Raw genomic sequence first — 15,428 nt, forward strand, 5'->3', positions numbered from 1 at the left:
CCCGAAGGGTGGACCCGTGACCGCGCACCGCAACCTCGGCTTCGTCGCCGCGGCGGCGACCCTGCTGGCGGCGGCCCCGCTGTCGGCGATCTTCGAGCGGTGGACCTGGCTGATCCAGGCGGCCATCGTGGTCGCCGCGGTGGCCGGGGCGGCCGCGCTGAGCCGGCTGGGCCGGGCACCCCTGTGGGGTCAGGTGCTGGCCATGCTGGCCGGTCTCACGCTCGCCCTGACCTGGGTCTTCCCGGGCGGCACCGAGTTCTTCGCGTTCGTGCCGACCCCGGCCACCTTCGCCCACTTCGGTGACCTGCTGAACGCCTCGCTGTCGGACATGCGCTCCTACGGCGTGCAGGTGCCGGACGTGGACTCGCTGCTGTTCATCGCCGTGCTCGGCATCGGGGCGGTGGCCGTGGTGGTCGACGTGCTCGCCGTCGGGCTGCGCCGGCCCGCGCTGGCCGGGCTGCCCATGCTGGCCATCTACTCGGTGCCGGTCGCGGTCTACGTGGACAGCGTCCCCGCCACCCCGTTCGTGGTGGGCGCCTGCGGCTACCTGTGGCTGCTGGTCACCGACAACGTCGACCGCGTACGCCGGTTCGGCCGGCGGTTCACCGGTGAGGGGCGCGACGTCGACGTCTGGGAGGCGTCGCCGCTGGCCGCGGCGGGCCGCCGGCTCGCCGTGGTCGGTGTGGTCCTGGCGGTGGCCCTGCCGCTGGCGGTGCCCGGGATGACCGGCGGGCTCATGAGCGCCGTCGGCGACGGCACCGGCACCGGCAACGGGCGGCCGGGCCAGGGCGGCAGCCCCGGCCGGATCGACCTCTTCGCCGCGCTCAGCGGCCAGCTCAACCAGAGCGAGGTGACCGAGCTCGTCAAGGTGACCACCAACGAACCGGCCCCCTTCTACCTGCGCTTCGGGGTCGCCGACGAGCTGCTGCCGACGGGCTTCCGGGTGCGGGTGCCCTCGGGGAAGCCGGCCAACCGCAACCTGCCGGACCCGACGGAGCGCTCCGGCCGGGGCGTGACGCAGCAGCGGTACCGGGCCAGCGTCGAGGTGAGCAAGAACCTCACCATGCCGCTGCTGCCGGTCTACGCGGAGCCGGTGAAGACCGAGGACCTGAGCGGCAACTGGCTCTACGACGCGAACCGCCAGATCGTGTTCTCCAACCGGGAGAACTCCCGGGGCAAGCGCTACGCGTTCGACTACGTCCGCTCGACGTTCAGCCCGACGGCCCTGCGCGCGGCGCCGTCGCAGCCGGCCGACGACCCGGTGCTGGCGCAGCAGACCGTCACGCCGTCCGTCCGGGCGGTCGACCGGCTGGTCGACCAGCTGGTGAAGGGCCGCACGAACGACTACGACAAGGTCCGGGCGATCTACGACTACTTCTCGGTCGAGAACGGCTTCAGCTACTCGCTGGCCACCCGCAGCGGCACCAGCGGCGACGACATCACCAACTTCCTCAACACGAAGGTGGGCTTCTGCCAGCAGTACGCGGCGGCGATGGCCTGGCTGGTGCGGTCGGCCGGCATCCCGGCCCGGGTCGCGTTCGGCTTCACGAACGGCAGCAACTCCGGCGACGGCACCTACGTGCTGACGAACAAGAACCTGCACGCCTGGACCGAGGTCTTCTTCGGCGACATCGGCTGGGTGCCCTTCGACGCCACCCCGGCGGGGAGCGTGCAGGGGTCGGTCCGGTCGGCCTGGGCGCCGGACACCGACGCCCCCGAGGAGGTCACTCCCGTGCCGGGGAGCACGGCCGCTCCCGGCGGGGTCGACCCGTCGGCCGGCGCGGAGGACCCGGACCGTCTCGACAAGGACGCCGACCAGGGCCTGGCCGTCGGCGACGGCGGCCCGGCCCGGCAGAGCCCGGTGTGGCCGTGGTGGGTGGGCGGGGTGCTCGCCCTGCTGGCGCTGCTCGCGGTGCCGGCCCTGCGTCGTTCCGCGCTGCGCCGGCGCCGGCGCGCCCGGGCCAGCGTGCCCGCGGCGACCACCATGGCCGCCGTGCCGGGGCAGCGGGGCGAGGCCCGCGAGATCGTCGTCGGTGTGGACGCCGACCGGGCCCGCGCGGACGCGCACGCCGCCTGGGACGAACTGCTCGACACGCTTGTCGACTTCCACGTCCGGGTGGATCTGACGGAGACGCCCCGGACCACTGCCGAGCGGCTGACCCGGGAGACGCTGGCCGAGGACGCCGCCGCGGTGACCGGGGTCCGGCTGCTGGGCCGGGCCGAGGAGCGGGCCCGCTACGCCCGCGATCCGCTGACCGGCGAGGAGCTGCACCCGGCCCTGCGGTCGGTGCGCGGCGCCCTCGCGGCCCGGGCGAACCGGCGCACCCGGCTGCTGGCGGCGCTGCTGCCTCCGTCGGTGCTGCTGCGCTGGCGTACCGCCCTGACCGAGCGCTCGACCCGGCTGGTCACCACGACCGGGCAGGTGCGGCAGCGACTGTTGCGCTGGAACCCGCGTCGTCTCCTGGCGGGCCGGCCGGCCCGCTGACCCGGTTCCGCCCGCCGGCGCTCCCCCGCCGGCGGGCCGGACCGGGTCCCCGGAACTCCACCCACGGCGTCGACAGGCGCGTCGATCAAGAGGTTTGCGTCAGGAAACGGGCGCACGCCGACGCAAACCTCTTGGTCAACCCGGCGTGGGGCGTGCGCGAGGCGTGCGTGGGGCGGCGTGAGCTCGGGCGGATCGGGGCGTGCGGAAGCGGCCGCGCTCGCCGGTTGGTGCCCGGCGAGTCGCCGTCGCTACGGCCCGCCCGTTCAGGGGCGGGACGGGCTCAGCGGTGGCCCTCCGGGCGCTGCCGCCAGCGGTCCTCCATCCGGTCCAGGAAGGAGCCCCGGCGGCCGCTGCGGCCACGGGGACGACGACGGCTCGTCGTGCCGCCGACCACGTGCAGGTCGGGCGACTGGGATCGGCGGTGCGACTGCACCGCGTAGCCCAACGAGGCCAGCATGACGACGAAGCCCGCCACGGCCAGCGGGGGCGTCTTGATCACGGCACCGTAGATCAACAGGGCCAGACCAGCGATGACCACGCCGGCAGCGACGAGCACGCGACGCCGCGCGTGGAAACGCGGGTCGCTGGCGCGCACGGCCGAGGCGAACTTGGGGTCCTCGGCAAGCGACCGCTCGATCTGCTCGAACAGCCGCTGCTCGTGCTCCGAGAGCGGCACGGCACTCCTCCCCGGTCACGTTGGTCGGCCCGGACGGGCCGACAGACCGTGGCAGCCAACCGGCTGCTTACCCGCAAGTCTACGAGGGGGCTCGCGCGTCGGAAAGCGGGACGACCTACGGCCGGGTCGGTTTTTCCACTCGCCGGGGATCACGCTTCCCGAGAAGACTGGCCGGACCTATGACGGAACGCCCGAATCGGGCGGCCGCGGCGTCCGCGGCAGCCTCCGCCTCCCGCCATCCGCGCTCGGGCGCGCCCAGGGTGAGCTGCTGCGGCGTCTCCTCCGCCGCGGCCAGCCCCTCCATCCGGACCCCGACGAGGCGGACCGGCTCGCCGGGGGCCAGGGCGGTCCAGAGCGCCCAGGCCGTGTCGAACATCTCCCGGGCGGTGTCGGTGGGCACACCCAGCGTGCGGGAGCGGCTGACCGTGCGGAAGTCGGCCAACCGCACCTTGAGCGACACGGTGCGCCCGACCTGCCCCGCCGCGCGCAGCCGGGCGCCGGCCTTCTCGGCGAGAGCGAGCAGCGCGCGCCGGATCTCCGCCGGGTCGCTGACGTCGGTGTCGAAGGTGACCTCGGCGCCGATCGACTTCTCCACGTGCTCCGGGGTCACCCGGCGCGGGTCCCGCCCCCAGGCCAGCTCGTGCAGGTGGGCGGCGGACGCCTCGCCCACCGCCCGGCGGAGCAGGCCCGGCGGCGCCTCGGCCAGGTCGCCCACGGTGCGCAGGCCGAGCCGTTGCAGCGCCTCGGCGGAACGCTCCCCCACCCCCCACAGCGCACCCACCGGCAGCGGGTGCAGGAACTCCAGCACCCGGGCGGCGGGCACCACGAGCAGGCCGTCGGGCTTGGCCCGGGTCGAGCCGAGCTTGGCCACGAACTTGCTCGGCGCCACCCCGACCGAGCAGGTCAGCTCCTGCTCCTCGGCCACCCGGCGGCGGATCAGCCGGGCGATCTCGGTGGGGGTGCCGAAGAGCCGCCGGGCCCCGGCCACGTCGAGGAACGCCTCGTCCAGCGAGAGCGGCTCCACGAGCGGGGTGACGTCACGGAAGATGCGCATCACCGCCCGGGAGGCGGCCGAGTACTGCGTGAAGTCCGGTGGCAGGTAGACCGCGTGCGGGCAGAGCGCCCGGGCCCGGGCCGTGGGCATGGCGCTGCGGACGCCGAAGCGGCGGGCCTCGTAGCTGGCCGAGCTGACCACCCCGCGCGGGCCGATGCCGCCCACCACCACCGGCTGGCCGCGCAGCTCGGGGCGGCGGCGCACCTCCACCGAGGCGAAGAACGCGTCCATGTCGACGTGCAGGATCGGGCAGCCGGTGTCGTCGGCGTCCGGCCCGAAGCGCGGATCACCGCCCCGGGGCAACGACTGGCTGCGGCCCATCCCCGCAGGTTAGCCGCCCGGTCCGACAATCCCGCCCGGAGCGGGTCAGCCGCGGACGACCAGCAGCGGGATCGTCATCTCGGCCGCGGTGTCCGCGCCGTGGTACGCCACCAGCCGCGACGCCATCGGCGGCTCCGAGCGGGTGGCGACCACGGCGTACGTGTCGCGGCAGACCACCATCACGTCGCCGATCCGGCCCAGGTGCGCCTCCGGCACCGGCCCGAACCAGCCGGTGGCCACCGCCTCCTCCCGGGTCAGCACCCGGGCCGCGCCGTCCAGCACAGCCGACCAGGCGGCCACCACGTCGGCGGTGGCGCCCGGCTCGACGTGCAGGTAGCGGACCCGGGGCTCGCCGGCCACCACCCGGACACCGGCCCGCAGCCGGGGGTCGGTGTCCAGGTCGATCCGGTGCCCGTCGGGCACGTTCAGCTGCCCGTGGTCGGCGGTGACCAGCAGGGCGGCGTCCGGCGGCAGCCCGTCGACCAGCCGGGCGAGCAGCCGGTCCACCTCGGCGGCGGCCAGCCGCCAGGGCGCCGAGTCCACGCCGGTGAGGTGCCCGTGCCGGTCCAGGTCGGGGTGGTAGCCGGAGACCAGGGTCGGCCCCGGACCGGCGGCCAGGGCGGCGAGCATCCGCTCGGCGAGCGGGTCGGCGCCGGCCGCGCCCCGGTAGTCGCCGCCCCGGTTGGCAGCCAGGGTGAGGCCGCTGCCGGCGAACTCGGGGCGGCTGACCACAGTGACCGCCACACCGGCGGCGCGAGCGCGCTCGTACCAGGTCGGGACCGGCTGCCAGGCGAACGGCTCGGGGTCACCGGCCCAGTCGACGTGGTTGAGCACCCGGTCGGTGCCGGGCACCCGGACGGTGAAGCCGAGCACGCCGTGCGCGCCGGACGGGGTGCCGGTGCCGAGGCTGACCAGACTGGTCGGGGTGGTGGAGGGGAAGCCGGCGGTGAGCGGGACGCCGACCGTGGCGGCGAGCCCCGCGAGGGTCGGCGCGTACGGGGCGGCGGTGGGGATCTGGTACCAGCCGAGCCCGTCGACCAGCAGCACGGCGACCCGGCGCACCCCGGCCAGCCGGGGCGTCAGGTCGAGCAGGTCGGCGGCGCCGGGCACGCCGAGCAGCGCGAGCGCGCTGGGCAGCACGTCGGCCAGGCTGCCGCCGCCGTAGCGGGGCGCGACCCGGTCGAGCGGACCCACCGCGGGGCCGGTCATGCCGGGCGGCGGGCGAACAGGTGCAGCTGGGCGGCGAGGTCGCGGTACGGCGGCCGGGCGGCCAGGGCCCGTTCCAGCTCGACCAGGGCGGCCGGCTGGCCGTCCGCCACGGCGGCCGGGAGCAGGTCGGCGAGCACGCGTACCCCGTGGATCTCCTCGACGGTGAGCCCGGCGGCGGCGAGCAGCGCGGTGGCGCCGTCGGCGTCGTAGCGGCGGCGCAGGGTGTCCCGGGGGCCGGCGGTGCCGGCCGGGTCGGCGGCGAGCGTGGCCGCCACGTCCAGGTGGCCGTTCACGGCCCGGGCCAGCACGGCGGCGGCCCGGCCGGCGACCAGCACGCTGGCCGCGCCACCGGGGCGCAGGGCCGCGGCCAGCGCGGCGACCACCGGAGCGGGATCGTCCACGACCTCCAGCACCGAGTGGCAGAGCACCAGGTCGGCCGTTGCCGGCTCGACCAGCCCCGCGAGCGCGTCGCCGTCGCCCTGCACGGCGCGTACCCGCTCGGCGACCCCGGCCTCGGCGGCCCGGCGGGTCAGCGCGGCGAGCGCGTCGGGGCTGGCGTCGACCACGGTGACGCGGTGGCCGGCCTCGGCGAGCGGGACGGCGAAGCCGCCCGTCCCGCCGCCGACGTCGAGCACGGTGAGCCGTTCACCGGCCCGCCGGTCCAGCTCGGCCCGGAGCACCGCCCAGATCACGGCGGTGCGGGGGGTGAGGGTTCGGGTCAGCTCCACGCCGCCGAGCCTAGTCACCCCCGGCCCTCAGGTCAGGACTCGCCACCGCCGGCCGGGTCCTCCTCGGCGCGGGAGCGCTGGGCGTTGGCCACCGGCCCGTCGGTCACCTGGTATTCCCGCGGCTCCACCTCGTGGGTGGGCGCCCAACCGGCGCCCAGCCGGGTCCGTCGGGCGTTCGCCACGCCACCGGGGTACGTGCTGTGAAAGGTCATCTGGTTCATCCCCCATACCCGGGTGGGCCACTCTGCCCAACCCGTGCCGGGAGTCTCCCGCCTCCGGGGCCGGGAAACCGTAATGTGGATCACTAAGCTCAACGGAAATCCCGGGACGCCGGCGTGACGGGCGGCTCGATCGCGTCCAGCCGGTCCGCGGTGAGGCTCGTGACGCCCTCGTGCCGCTGCAACCGGCCCCGCACCACCAGCGCGCCGCTGGTGCGGGCGATTCGACGGTAGCGCTGCCAGAGCCCCGGGGAGCAAGTGACATTGAGCATGCCGGTCTCGTCCTCCAGGTTGAGGAAGGTGACCCCGCCGGCGGTCGCCGGGCGCTGCCGGTGGGTGACGATCCCGCCGACCCGGATCCGCTGCCCGGGCTCCACCCGGCCGAGCCGGGCGATCGGCACCGCCCCCAGGGCGTCCAGCCGGTCCCGGATGAACCGGGCCGGGTGGCTCTCCGGGGACAGGCCGGTGGCCCAGACGTCGGCGACCAGCCGGTCCACCGCCTCCATCCCGGGCAGGGTGGGCGGGGCCGTGCCGGTCACCGTGCCGGGCAGCCGGCCCGGCCGGTCCTGGGCCGCCGCGCCGGCGGCCCAGAGGGCCTGCCGGCGGGTCAGCCCGAAGCAGGCGAAGGCGTCCGCGGTGGCCAGCGCCTCCAGCTGCGCCGCGGTCAGCCCGACCCGGCGGGCCAGGTCCGGCATGTCCCGGTACGGCCCGTGGGCCGTCCGCTCCGCCTCGATCCGCTCGGCCACGTCGTCGCCGAGGGTACGCACGCTGCCCAGCCCCAGCCGGACCGCCGGGCCGCCCAGCCCCCAGGCGTGCGGCGGCTCCCCCGGCTGGCTCCCCCACCGGGTCTCCGGGGTGGACTCCAGCACCGCCTTGGCGCCGCTGGCGTTGAGGTCCGGCCGGCGGACCTCGACGCCGTGCCGGCGGGCGTCGTCGACCAGGGTCTGCGGCGAGTAGAAGCCCATCGGCTGGGCGTTGAGCAGCGCGGCCAGGAACGGGCCGGGGTGGTAGCGCTTCAGCCAGGAGCTGGCGTACACCAGGTAGGCGAAGCTCATGGCGTGGCTCTCCGGGAAGCCGTAGCTGGCGAAGGCGGTGAGCTTGCGGTAGACGTCGTCGGCCAGCTCGCCCGTGATGCCCCGCTCGGCCATCCCGGCGTAGAGCCGGTCGGCGATCTGCGCCATCCGCTCCACCGAGCGCTTCGCCCCCATGGCCCGGCGCAGCTGGTCGGCCCCGGCCGCGTCGAAGCCGGCCAGGTCGATGGCGAGCTGCATGAGCTGTTCCTGGAACAGCGGCACGCCGAGGGTCTTCTCCAGCGCGTTGCGCATCAGCGGGTGCGCGAAGGTCACCGGCTCCTGGCCGTTCTTGCGCCGGATGTACGGGTGCACCGAGCCGCCCTGGATGGGGCCGGGCCGGATCAGCGCCACCTCCACCACCAGGTCGTAGAACTCGCGGGGCTTGAGCCGGGGCAGGGTGGCCATCTGGGCGCGGCTCTCCACCTGGAACACCCCGACCGAGTCGGCCCGGCAGAGCATGTCGTAGACCTCGGGGTCGTCCAGGGTCATGTCGCCCAGGTCCAGGCTCATCCCGATCAGGTCGTAGCCGTAGTGCAGCGCGGAGAGCATGCCGAGGCCGAGCAGGTCGAACTTGACCAGGCCGACGGCGGCGCAGTCGTCCTTGTCCCACTGGAGCACGCTGCGGCCGGGCATCCGCCCCCACTCCACCGGGCAGACCTCGATCACCGGCCGGTCGCAGATCACCATGCCGCCGGAGTGGATGCCCAGGTGCCGGGGGAAGGTCTGCAGCTCGTTGGCGTACGCCACCACCTGCTCGGGGATGTCCTCGACGTCGACCGCCGCGACCGAGCCCCAGCGGTCGATCTGCTTGCTCCAGGCGTCCTGCTGCCCGGGCGAGAACCCGAACGCCTTCGCCACGTCCCGCACCGCCGACCGCGGCCGGTAGGAGATGACGTTGGCGACCTGGGCGGTGTGCTCCCGGCCGTACCGGGCGTAGACGTGCTGGATCACCTCCTCCCGGCGGTCGGACTCGATGTCCACGTCGATGTCCGGCGGGCCGTCCCGCTCCGGGGCGAGGAACCGCTCGAAGAGCAGCCGGTGCCGCACCGCGTCCACGTTGGTGATCCGCAGCGCGTAGCAGACCGCCGAGTTGGCCGCCGAGCCCCGGCCCTGGCAGTAGATGTCCTGCTCGCGGCAGAACGCGACGATGTCGTAGACCACCAGGAAGTAGCCCGGGAAGCCCAGGTCGTCGATCATCCGCAGCTCGTGCTCCAGCTGCGCGTACGCCTCCGGGTGCGCCTCGGGCGGGCCGTAGCGCTCCCGGGCGCCGGCCATGGTGAGGTGGCGCAGCCAGCTCATCTCGGTGTGCCCCGGCGGCACCGGGTACGCCGGCAGCTGCGGCGCGACCAGTTGCAGGTCGAAGGCGAGTTCCGCGCCGAACTCGGCGGCGCGGGCCACCGCACCCGGGTACGCGGCGAACCGCGCCGCCATCTCCGCGCCGCTGCGCAGGTGGGCGGTGGCGGCGGCGGGCAGCCAGCCGTCGATCTCGTCCAGGCTGCGCCGGGCCCGCACCGCCGCCACCGTGGTGGCCAACCGGCGCCGCCCCGGGGTGGCGTAGTGCACGTTGTTGGTGGCCACCGTGGGCAGCCCGGCCGCGGCGGCCAGCTCGGCGAGGGCGTCGTTGCGGTCGGCGTCGAGCGGGTGGCCGTGGTCGGTCAGCTCCACCGCCACCGTCTCGGCGCCGAAGAGCGCGGTGAGCCGGTCCAGCTCCCGGGCCGCCGCGTCGACGCCCTCGGTGAGCAGCGCGGCGGGCACGTGCCCCTTGCGGCAGCCGGTGAGCACCAGCACGTGGTCTTTCAGTTCGGCGGCGACCTCCTCCAGCTCGCCGTAGACCGGGCGGCCCTTCTCGCCGCCGCGCAGCTGGGCCCGGGCGATGGTGGCGGCGAGCCGGGCGTACCCCTCGTGGCCGTGGGCCAGCACCAGCAGGTGCGCGCCGTACGGGTCCGGCTCGCCGTTCTGCGGGCCGGGCAGCCCCAGGGAGAGCTCCGCGCCGAAGACCGTCGGCAGGTGCAGCGCGCGGGCCGCCTCGGCGAAGCGCACCACGCCGTAGAAGCCGTCGTGGTCGGTGACGGCGAGCGCGGTGAGCCCCAGCCGGGCGGCCTCCTCGGCCAGCTCCTCGGGGTGGCTGGCGCCGTCGAGGAAGCTGAAGTTGGAGTGCGCGTGCAGCTCCGCGTAGGGCACCGCGTCGTTGGGGCGGGGCAGCTCGGGCGGCGCGTACTCCTGCCGCTTGCGGCTCCACGCCGGGGAGTCGCCGCCGTCGGCGTCGACCGCGAGCGGGTCCACCACGTGCAGGTGCCGCTCACCCTTGGGGCGGCCCTTGCCGGACCGCCCGCCGGGCCGCCCGGAGAGCACCTGCTCCAGCTCCGACCACGGCATCTTCGGGTTGTGGAAGCTCATCCCGCACTCCCCCACCCTTGGTCCGCCGAGATCTTGGAAGCTTTCGGCCCCCGGGTGGGCCACGAACTTCCAAGATCTCCGAAGGCGGCGGGGCACGGCGATCCGTCCGCGCCATCACGTTCGTGCGCTCTGTCGGGTGAAGGCCGGCGCGGCACGGCGGCACACCACGGGGTCGGGAGATGCCGCTCAGTCATAGATCGCCTCCACCAGCCACTGCCCGCCCTCGACGGCGAGCAGCAGGGCGGCGCCGTCGGCCAGGCAGACCTGGAACCGGGCGCGGCGGCGCGCCTCGGCCGGCGCCCACCAGCGCTCGTCCACCGGCCACGGGCCGGCCCAGCCGGAGATGTCGGCCGGCCGGCCGGTGCCCACCGTCAACCGGGCCGGTGCCGCGCTGACCGCCAGCCGGGCGCTCACCAGCACCGGCGCCCCCGTCGCGTCGTGCACCTCGGCCGGCAACGGGCTGGGCAGCACCACGGCCGGTGCCGGCGGTGGGATCCGCCCCGGCCACGGTGGCACCGGCGCCGCCCCGCCCGAGCGCGCCGCCCCGCCGCGCCGGCCGGGCCGCGCCACCGCACCGGCCCCGGCGGGCTGCGCCACCACACCGGCACGGACCACGCCGGCCTGCCCGGCCGGTGCCGCCAGCTCGGTCGGGCGGGCAGGCTCGGTCGGGCGGGCAGGCTCGGTCGGGCGGGCAGGCTCGGTCGGGCGGGCAGGCTCGGTCGGTCGGGACGGCTCGGCGGCCGGCAGGGGTGGCGGGCCGGGGCGGGTGGGCAGGCGCTCGTCGCCCCACGGAACCAGGCGCACCTGGTCGGCCGGGGAGCGCCCGCCGCCGAGCACGGCGGTGACCACCGCCTCGGGGCCGAGGATGCCCTGTACCCGGCTCAACGCGCGGTGCGCCCGTTCCCGCTCCTCGCCGGTCTCCCCCCACAGGCCGGGTTGCAGGCCGGCCTGGGCGAGCACCCCGTCCGGCACCAGCCGCAGCCGGATGATCCCGGCGGTCGGGCGGGCCGGGCGGGCGCCGCCCCGGCCGTTGCTGCCGGAGAGCCAGCCGTCGAGCTGCCAGCGGACCCGGTCGGCGATGGCCGCGGCGGTGAGCAGGCCGTCGTGCCGCCAGACCCGGTGCAGCTCCTGGCCGTGCGCGGTGACCGCCTCGATGCCGAGCCGGGTGCAGGCCAGCCCGTGCGCGGCGAGCCGCTCGTGCAACTGCTCGGCCAGCGTGCGGGCGGCGAACGCCGCGGCGTCCACCCGGTCGATCGGCTCGTCGTGGTCGGCGGTGACGGTCAGGTCGGCGGGTGGCTGCCGGACCGCGAGCGGCCGGTGGTCCCGGCCGGCGGCGAGCCGGTGGGCCAGCGCCCCGTCGAAGCCGAACCGGGCCAGCACGTCGCCGGGGGGCAGCGCGGCGAAGTCGCCGAGGGTGCGTACGCCCAGCCGGCGCAGCAGGTCGGTCAGGGTGGGCCGGCCGAGCGCCTCGACGGGCAGGCCGGCCAGGAACTCCGGGGTCCCGCCGGGCGGCACGATGCGCCCGTCCCGGGCGGCCAGCCCGGCGGCGAAGACCCCGTCGGCGATGCCGACCTGGCTCTCCACCGCGCAGGTCTGTGCGACGTGCTCGACGATCCGCTCGGCCGCCGCCTCCTCGCCGCCGAGGTAGCGGCTGGGGCCCCGGGCGGCCAGGGCGCAGGCCCCGGGACGGATCACCTCGACCCCGGCGACCACCTCCTCGACGGCGGCCACCACCGGCTCGAACGCGCGGGCGTCCCGGGCGGGGTCGTGGTCGACGACGGTGAGCTGGGGGCAGCGCCCCTGCGCCTCGCGCCGACGCAGGCCCCGGCGGACGCCCTCGGCCCGCGCCCGCTCGGAGCAGGCGACCACCCGGTTGGCGTGCAGCACCACGACCGGGTCGGTGGCCGGCACCCCGTCGACGATCTCGGCGGCGAGGACCGGCCAGTCCGGGCACCAGAGCAGCAGGGTCCGCGCCGGCGCACCGCTCATGCCGACCCGACCACGGTGAGCCGGCGGACGGCGGCGCGGACGGCGCCGGCACCGGTCGACCGGGGGATCACCCGGGTCAGCTCGTCGCCGGGCAGCCAGACCTTGATCTCCTTGGGGCGGGCGGCCGCGCCCCGGCCGCGGGCCGAGACGGTCACCTCCCGGCGGCGCAGCCGGCCCCGGCCCGCCCCGAGCCCCTCCCAGACCCCGCGGACCACCTGGAGCGTCACGTCCGCGCCGTCCCACCGCCCGTACGGGACGAGCACGCTGCCGCGCTGCCGGGCCCGGGCGGCCAGCCGGGTGGCGACCGAGGCGGAGACCGTGGCCGGCACGGCGGTGACCACCACGTCGACCCCGTCGATGAGCGCGGCGACGACGGTGGGCCACTCCGGCCCGGGGTTCGGCACCAGGGCGAGCCGGTCCAGGGCGATGCCGGCCTCGGCCGCCGCGCCCGCCCCGAAGGTGGGCACGCCGACCACGGCGCACCACGAGCCGGCCCGGGACGCCTCGGCGAGCAGGGCGAGGATCAGGGAGGTGGCGCCGCTGCGCCGGGGCTGGCCGGCGCCGACCGCGATGGTGCTGCCGCGCCGCAGCCCCCGGTTGGGCAGCAGCCCGGTCAGCTCGGGCCGGACGGGGAGCACCCGGTGGCCGCCCGCCGGGTCGGGCGCGCTGGCCGGGCGTACCAGTTCGGCCAGGGCGGCGGAACCGACCACCATGCGGCCCGCCATCGGACCAACCCCCCGTCGTGTGTTCACCACGGGCGCCGGCCCGTGGATGGTGCTGTGGATCGTGCGGTGCGGGACGCGTTCAGCGGCCCGGCGGGTGTGTCCGCCGCCGGGAGTGGCGCCCGGCCACCCGGGGTCCCGCCGGTGGTGGCCGGGCGCCACGACTCAGGCGGCGGCTGCTCCGGGACGCGGCGCGGCGTCGGCCCCGCCGAGCCGGTGCAGCCCGTCGAGCGCCGGTTGGTGGGCCAGGCCGAGCGCGGTCTCCACCACGGTGACGAACTCCTCGGCGGCGCGGAGCAGGTCGTCGGCCTCCCGGGCGGTGACCACCCGGGGGATGCCGGCCTCGGCGGCGGCCCGCTTGCTGGCCCCGGCGGCGAAGTAGGCGGCCCACTCGTCCAGCTCGGGGGCGACGGCGGCGAGCAGCACCCAGACGCTGGTGATCCGGTTGCGCCGGGTGGGTGCGGGGCGGGCGCGGGCGGCGAGCAGGGCGGCGGCGGCGCGCAGCGCGGCGAGGTGGGCGGCGGCGTACCGGAGGCCGTCGGGGCGGGTCCGGGCGGCCTCGGCCAGCCCGTGGCGGGCCACCACGAGCAGTTGAGCGGGGGTGCGGTGCGGCAGCACGTGCGCGGGCACCGTGGGCGCCTGGGCCGGACTGGTCGACATGGTCTCTCCTCCGCGTGGGCCGGGGCGGGGCGGCCGCGCGACGGGGAGCCGTCGCCCGGGGACGCCCGGAACGGGCGGTGCGGAGGAAGACGCACCAGGTGGGGGCCGGCCGGGTGTGGATGCTTCCCCACACCACACCCGGCCGGCGTACCGGCGGGTCCGTCGCCCGCCGCCCGGGGGTCGTGGGCGGCGGGCGACGATCCTGCCTTGACGGGTCCGGACTCGCGACTGTCCGGAGCCCGGTGCGGTCCGCGGAACCGCACCTCCCGGGAGCCGGAGCCGCGAAACACCGCTCCCGGACGTTGGAACGAGCGTACGACCGAATCGAACACTCGTTCTAACTGCTCTGACAGTACACCTCCCCTCCGACGAAAATGCAACGTGTGACGCACCGGCGTGCCGAACGCCGGCCGGTCAACTCTCAGGGGGCGCACAGCCTCGACAAAGGAGCCGCCGAACTCCGGGCTCCAGGGTTGACGGCATGAACGTCAGCCATACCGCCGTCGCCGGACGGCGGATCCCGCGCCGGGCCCGGCCCGCGGCCCCGGCCTGGTGGGCCGACGTGGCCGGCAGCGCCGCGGTGCTCAGCCTGCTGGTGGTCACCGCGCTCTGGACCGCCGACCGCGGCGTGCAGGAGCTGCTGGGCGGCGTGGCCACCGGCCTCACCTCGCTCGGCCGGCTCGCCGGCCTGGTCAGCGCCGACCTGATGCTCGTCCAGGTGGTGCTCATGGCCCGGGTGCCGCTGATCGAGCGGCGCTTCGGCCAGGACCGGATCGCCCGCTGGCACCGGCTCACCGGCTTCACCTCGTTCCACCTGCTCCTGGCGCACGTGCTGCTGACCGTGCTCGGGTACGCCGGCACCGCCCGCCGGGGGGTGCTCGCCGAGACCTGGGACCTGGTCGCCACGTACCCCGGGATGCTGCTGGCCACCGCGGCGCTCGCCCTGCTCGTGCTGGTCGTGGTGACCTCGGTCCGCGCGGCCCGGCGCCGGCTGCGCTACGAGTCCTGGCACCTGCTGCACCTGTACGCGTACCTGGGCGTCGCGCTGGCCCTGCCGCACCAGCTCTGGACCGGCGCGGACTTCGTCGCCTCGCCGTTGGCCCGGGCCTACTGGTGGACCGTCTACCTGCTGGCGCTGGCCAGCGTGCTGGTCTGGCGGCTGGGGCTGCCGGCCTGGCGCTCGCTGCGGCACCGGATCGAGGTGGCCGCCGTGGTGCCCGAGGCGCCCGGCATCACCTCGGTCTGGCTGCGCGGGCGCCACCTGCACCGGCTGCCCGTCCGGGCCGGGCAGTTCCTGCTCTGGCGGTTCCTGGACGGTCCCGGCTGGTCCCGGGCCCACCCGTACTCGCTGTCCGCGCCGCCCAACGGCGACCTCATGCGGATCACGGTCAAGGACCTGGGCGACGGCAGCGCCCGGGTGGCCGCCCTGCGCCCCGGCACGCGGGTGCTCGTCGAGGGGCCGTACGGGCGGCTCACCGGGGAGCGCTGGCGCGGCGGCGGGATCACCATGCTGGCCTGCGGGGTCGGCATCACCCCGCTGCTGGCGCTGCTCTGGGAGCTGCCGTACGCGCCGGGCCAGGCGGTGCTGCTCTACCGCGCGCGTACCCCTGACGACCTGGCCTTCCGGGCGGAGCTGGACCGGCTCGCCGCCGAGCGCGGGCTGGTCGTGCACCACCTGGTCGGCCCCCGGGCGGCACGCCCGTCCTGGCTGCCGGCCTACGCCGAGGGGCTTTCCGACGCGGAGGCGCTGCGCCGGCTCTCCCCCGGCATCGCCGGGCACGACGTCTTCCTCTGCGGACCGGATGGCTGGGTCGACGCCGCCCGCGCCGCGACCCGCGCGGCGGGGGTCCCCGACGCGCACGTCCACCAGGAACGCTTCGCCTGGTGACCGGCAGG

The 15,428-nt window shown here is 76.5% G+C and carries 11 protein-coding genes; 2 read left to right on the top strand and 9 right to left on the bottom strand.

Annotation, left to right across the window (positions count from 1 at the left end):
* Nucleotides 1–16 precede the first annotated feature (16 nt).
* The gene (locus GCE86_RS16760) at nt 17–2,485 is read left to right on the top strand and encodes a transglutaminase TgpA family protein (protein ID WP_154227845.1); all 2,469 of its coding nucleotides are present in this window, start codon (nt 17–19) and stop codon (nt 2,483–2,485) included.
* A gap of 280 nt (nt 2,486–2,765) precedes the next feature.
* On the opposite strand, the gene GCE86_RS16765 is transcribed toward GCE86_RS16760, so the two are convergent.
* The 9 genes from GCE86_RS16765 to GCE86_RS16805 form a co-directional block, all read right to left on the bottom strand.
* Nucleotides 2,766–3,161, bottom strand: coding sequence for a DUF3040 domain-containing protein (locus tag GCE86_RS16765; RefSeq protein WP_091268111.1), 396 nt, complete (start codon nt 3,159–3,161; stop codon nt 2,766–2,768).
* A 115-nt stretch (nt 3,162–3,276) separates the two neighbouring features.
* The gene (locus GCE86_RS16770; RefSeq protein ID WP_154227846.1) at nt 3,277–4,536 is read right to left on the bottom strand and encodes a DNA polymerase IV; all 1,260 of its coding nucleotides are present in this window, start codon (nt 4,534–4,536) and stop codon (nt 3,277–3,279) included.
* A 45-nt stretch (nt 4,537–4,581) separates the two neighbouring features.
* Nucleotides 4,582–5,745 (bottom strand): alkaline phosphatase family protein, encoded by a 1,164-nt coding sequence (locus tag GCE86_RS16775; protein WP_154227847.1) that lies wholly within the window; start codon nt 5,743–5,745, stop codon nt 4,582–4,584.
* A complete protein-coding gene (locus tag GCE86_RS16780) occupies nt 5,742–6,491 on the bottom strand; it encodes a methyltransferase domain-containing protein (protein WP_420846477.1) in 750 nt (249 codons plus the stop codon). The genes GCE86_RS16775 and GCE86_RS16780 overlap by 4 nt, the downstream gene beginning before the upstream one ends.
* A 14-nt stretch (nt 6,492–6,505) precedes the next feature.
* The gene (locus GCE86_RS16785; protein WP_091268414.1) at nt 6,506–6,685 is read right to left on the bottom strand and encodes a hypothetical protein; all 180 of its coding nucleotides are present in this window, start codon (nt 6,683–6,685) and stop codon (nt 6,506–6,508) included.
* Nucleotides 6,686–6,783: 98 nt separating this feature from the next.
* The gene (locus GCE86_RS16790; RefSeq protein WP_154227849.1) at nt 6,784–10,161 is read right to left on the bottom strand and encodes an error-prone DNA polymerase; all 3,378 of its coding nucleotides are present in this window, start codon (nt 10,159–10,161) and stop codon (nt 6,784–6,786) included.
* Between the two features lie 186 nt (nt 10,162–10,347).
* Nucleotides 10,348–12,150 carry a Y-family DNA polymerase gene (locus GCE86_RS16795; RefSeq protein ID WP_154227850.1) on the bottom strand — a complete coding sequence of 601 codons (1,803 nt, stop codon included), beginning with the start codon at nt 12,148–12,150 and terminating at the stop codon, nt 10,348–10,350.
* The gene (locus GCE86_RS16800) at nt 12,147–12,875 is read right to left on the bottom strand and encodes a hypothetical protein (protein WP_091268129.1); all 729 of its coding nucleotides are present in this window, start codon (nt 12,873–12,875) and stop codon (nt 12,147–12,149) included. Before GCE86_RS16800 ends, GCE86_RS16795 begins: the two co-directional genes overlap by 4 nt.
* A 162-nt stretch (nt 12,876–13,037) precedes the next feature.
* The gene (locus GCE86_RS16805) at nt 13,038–13,532 is read right to left on the bottom strand and encodes an SAV_6107 family HEPN domain-containing protein (protein WP_154227851.1); all 495 of its coding nucleotides are present in this window, start codon (nt 13,530–13,532) and stop codon (nt 13,038–13,040) included.
* A 481-nt stretch (nt 13,533–14,013) separates the two neighbouring features.
* On the opposite strand from GCE86_RS16805, the gene GCE86_RS16810 reads away from it, so the two are divergent.
* The gene (locus GCE86_RS16810; protein ID WP_154227852.1) at nt 14,014–15,420 is read left to right on the top strand and encodes a ferredoxin reductase family protein; all 1,407 of its coding nucleotides are present in this window, start codon (nt 14,014–14,016) and stop codon (nt 15,418–15,420) included.
* Nucleotides 15,421–15,428: the final 8 nt, after the last annotated feature.

It is taken from the genome of Micromonospora terminaliae (assembly GCF_009671205.1).
Taxonomy (GTDB): Bacteria; Actinomycetota; Actinomycetes; order Mycobacteriales; family Micromonosporaceae; genus Micromonospora; species Micromonospora terminaliae.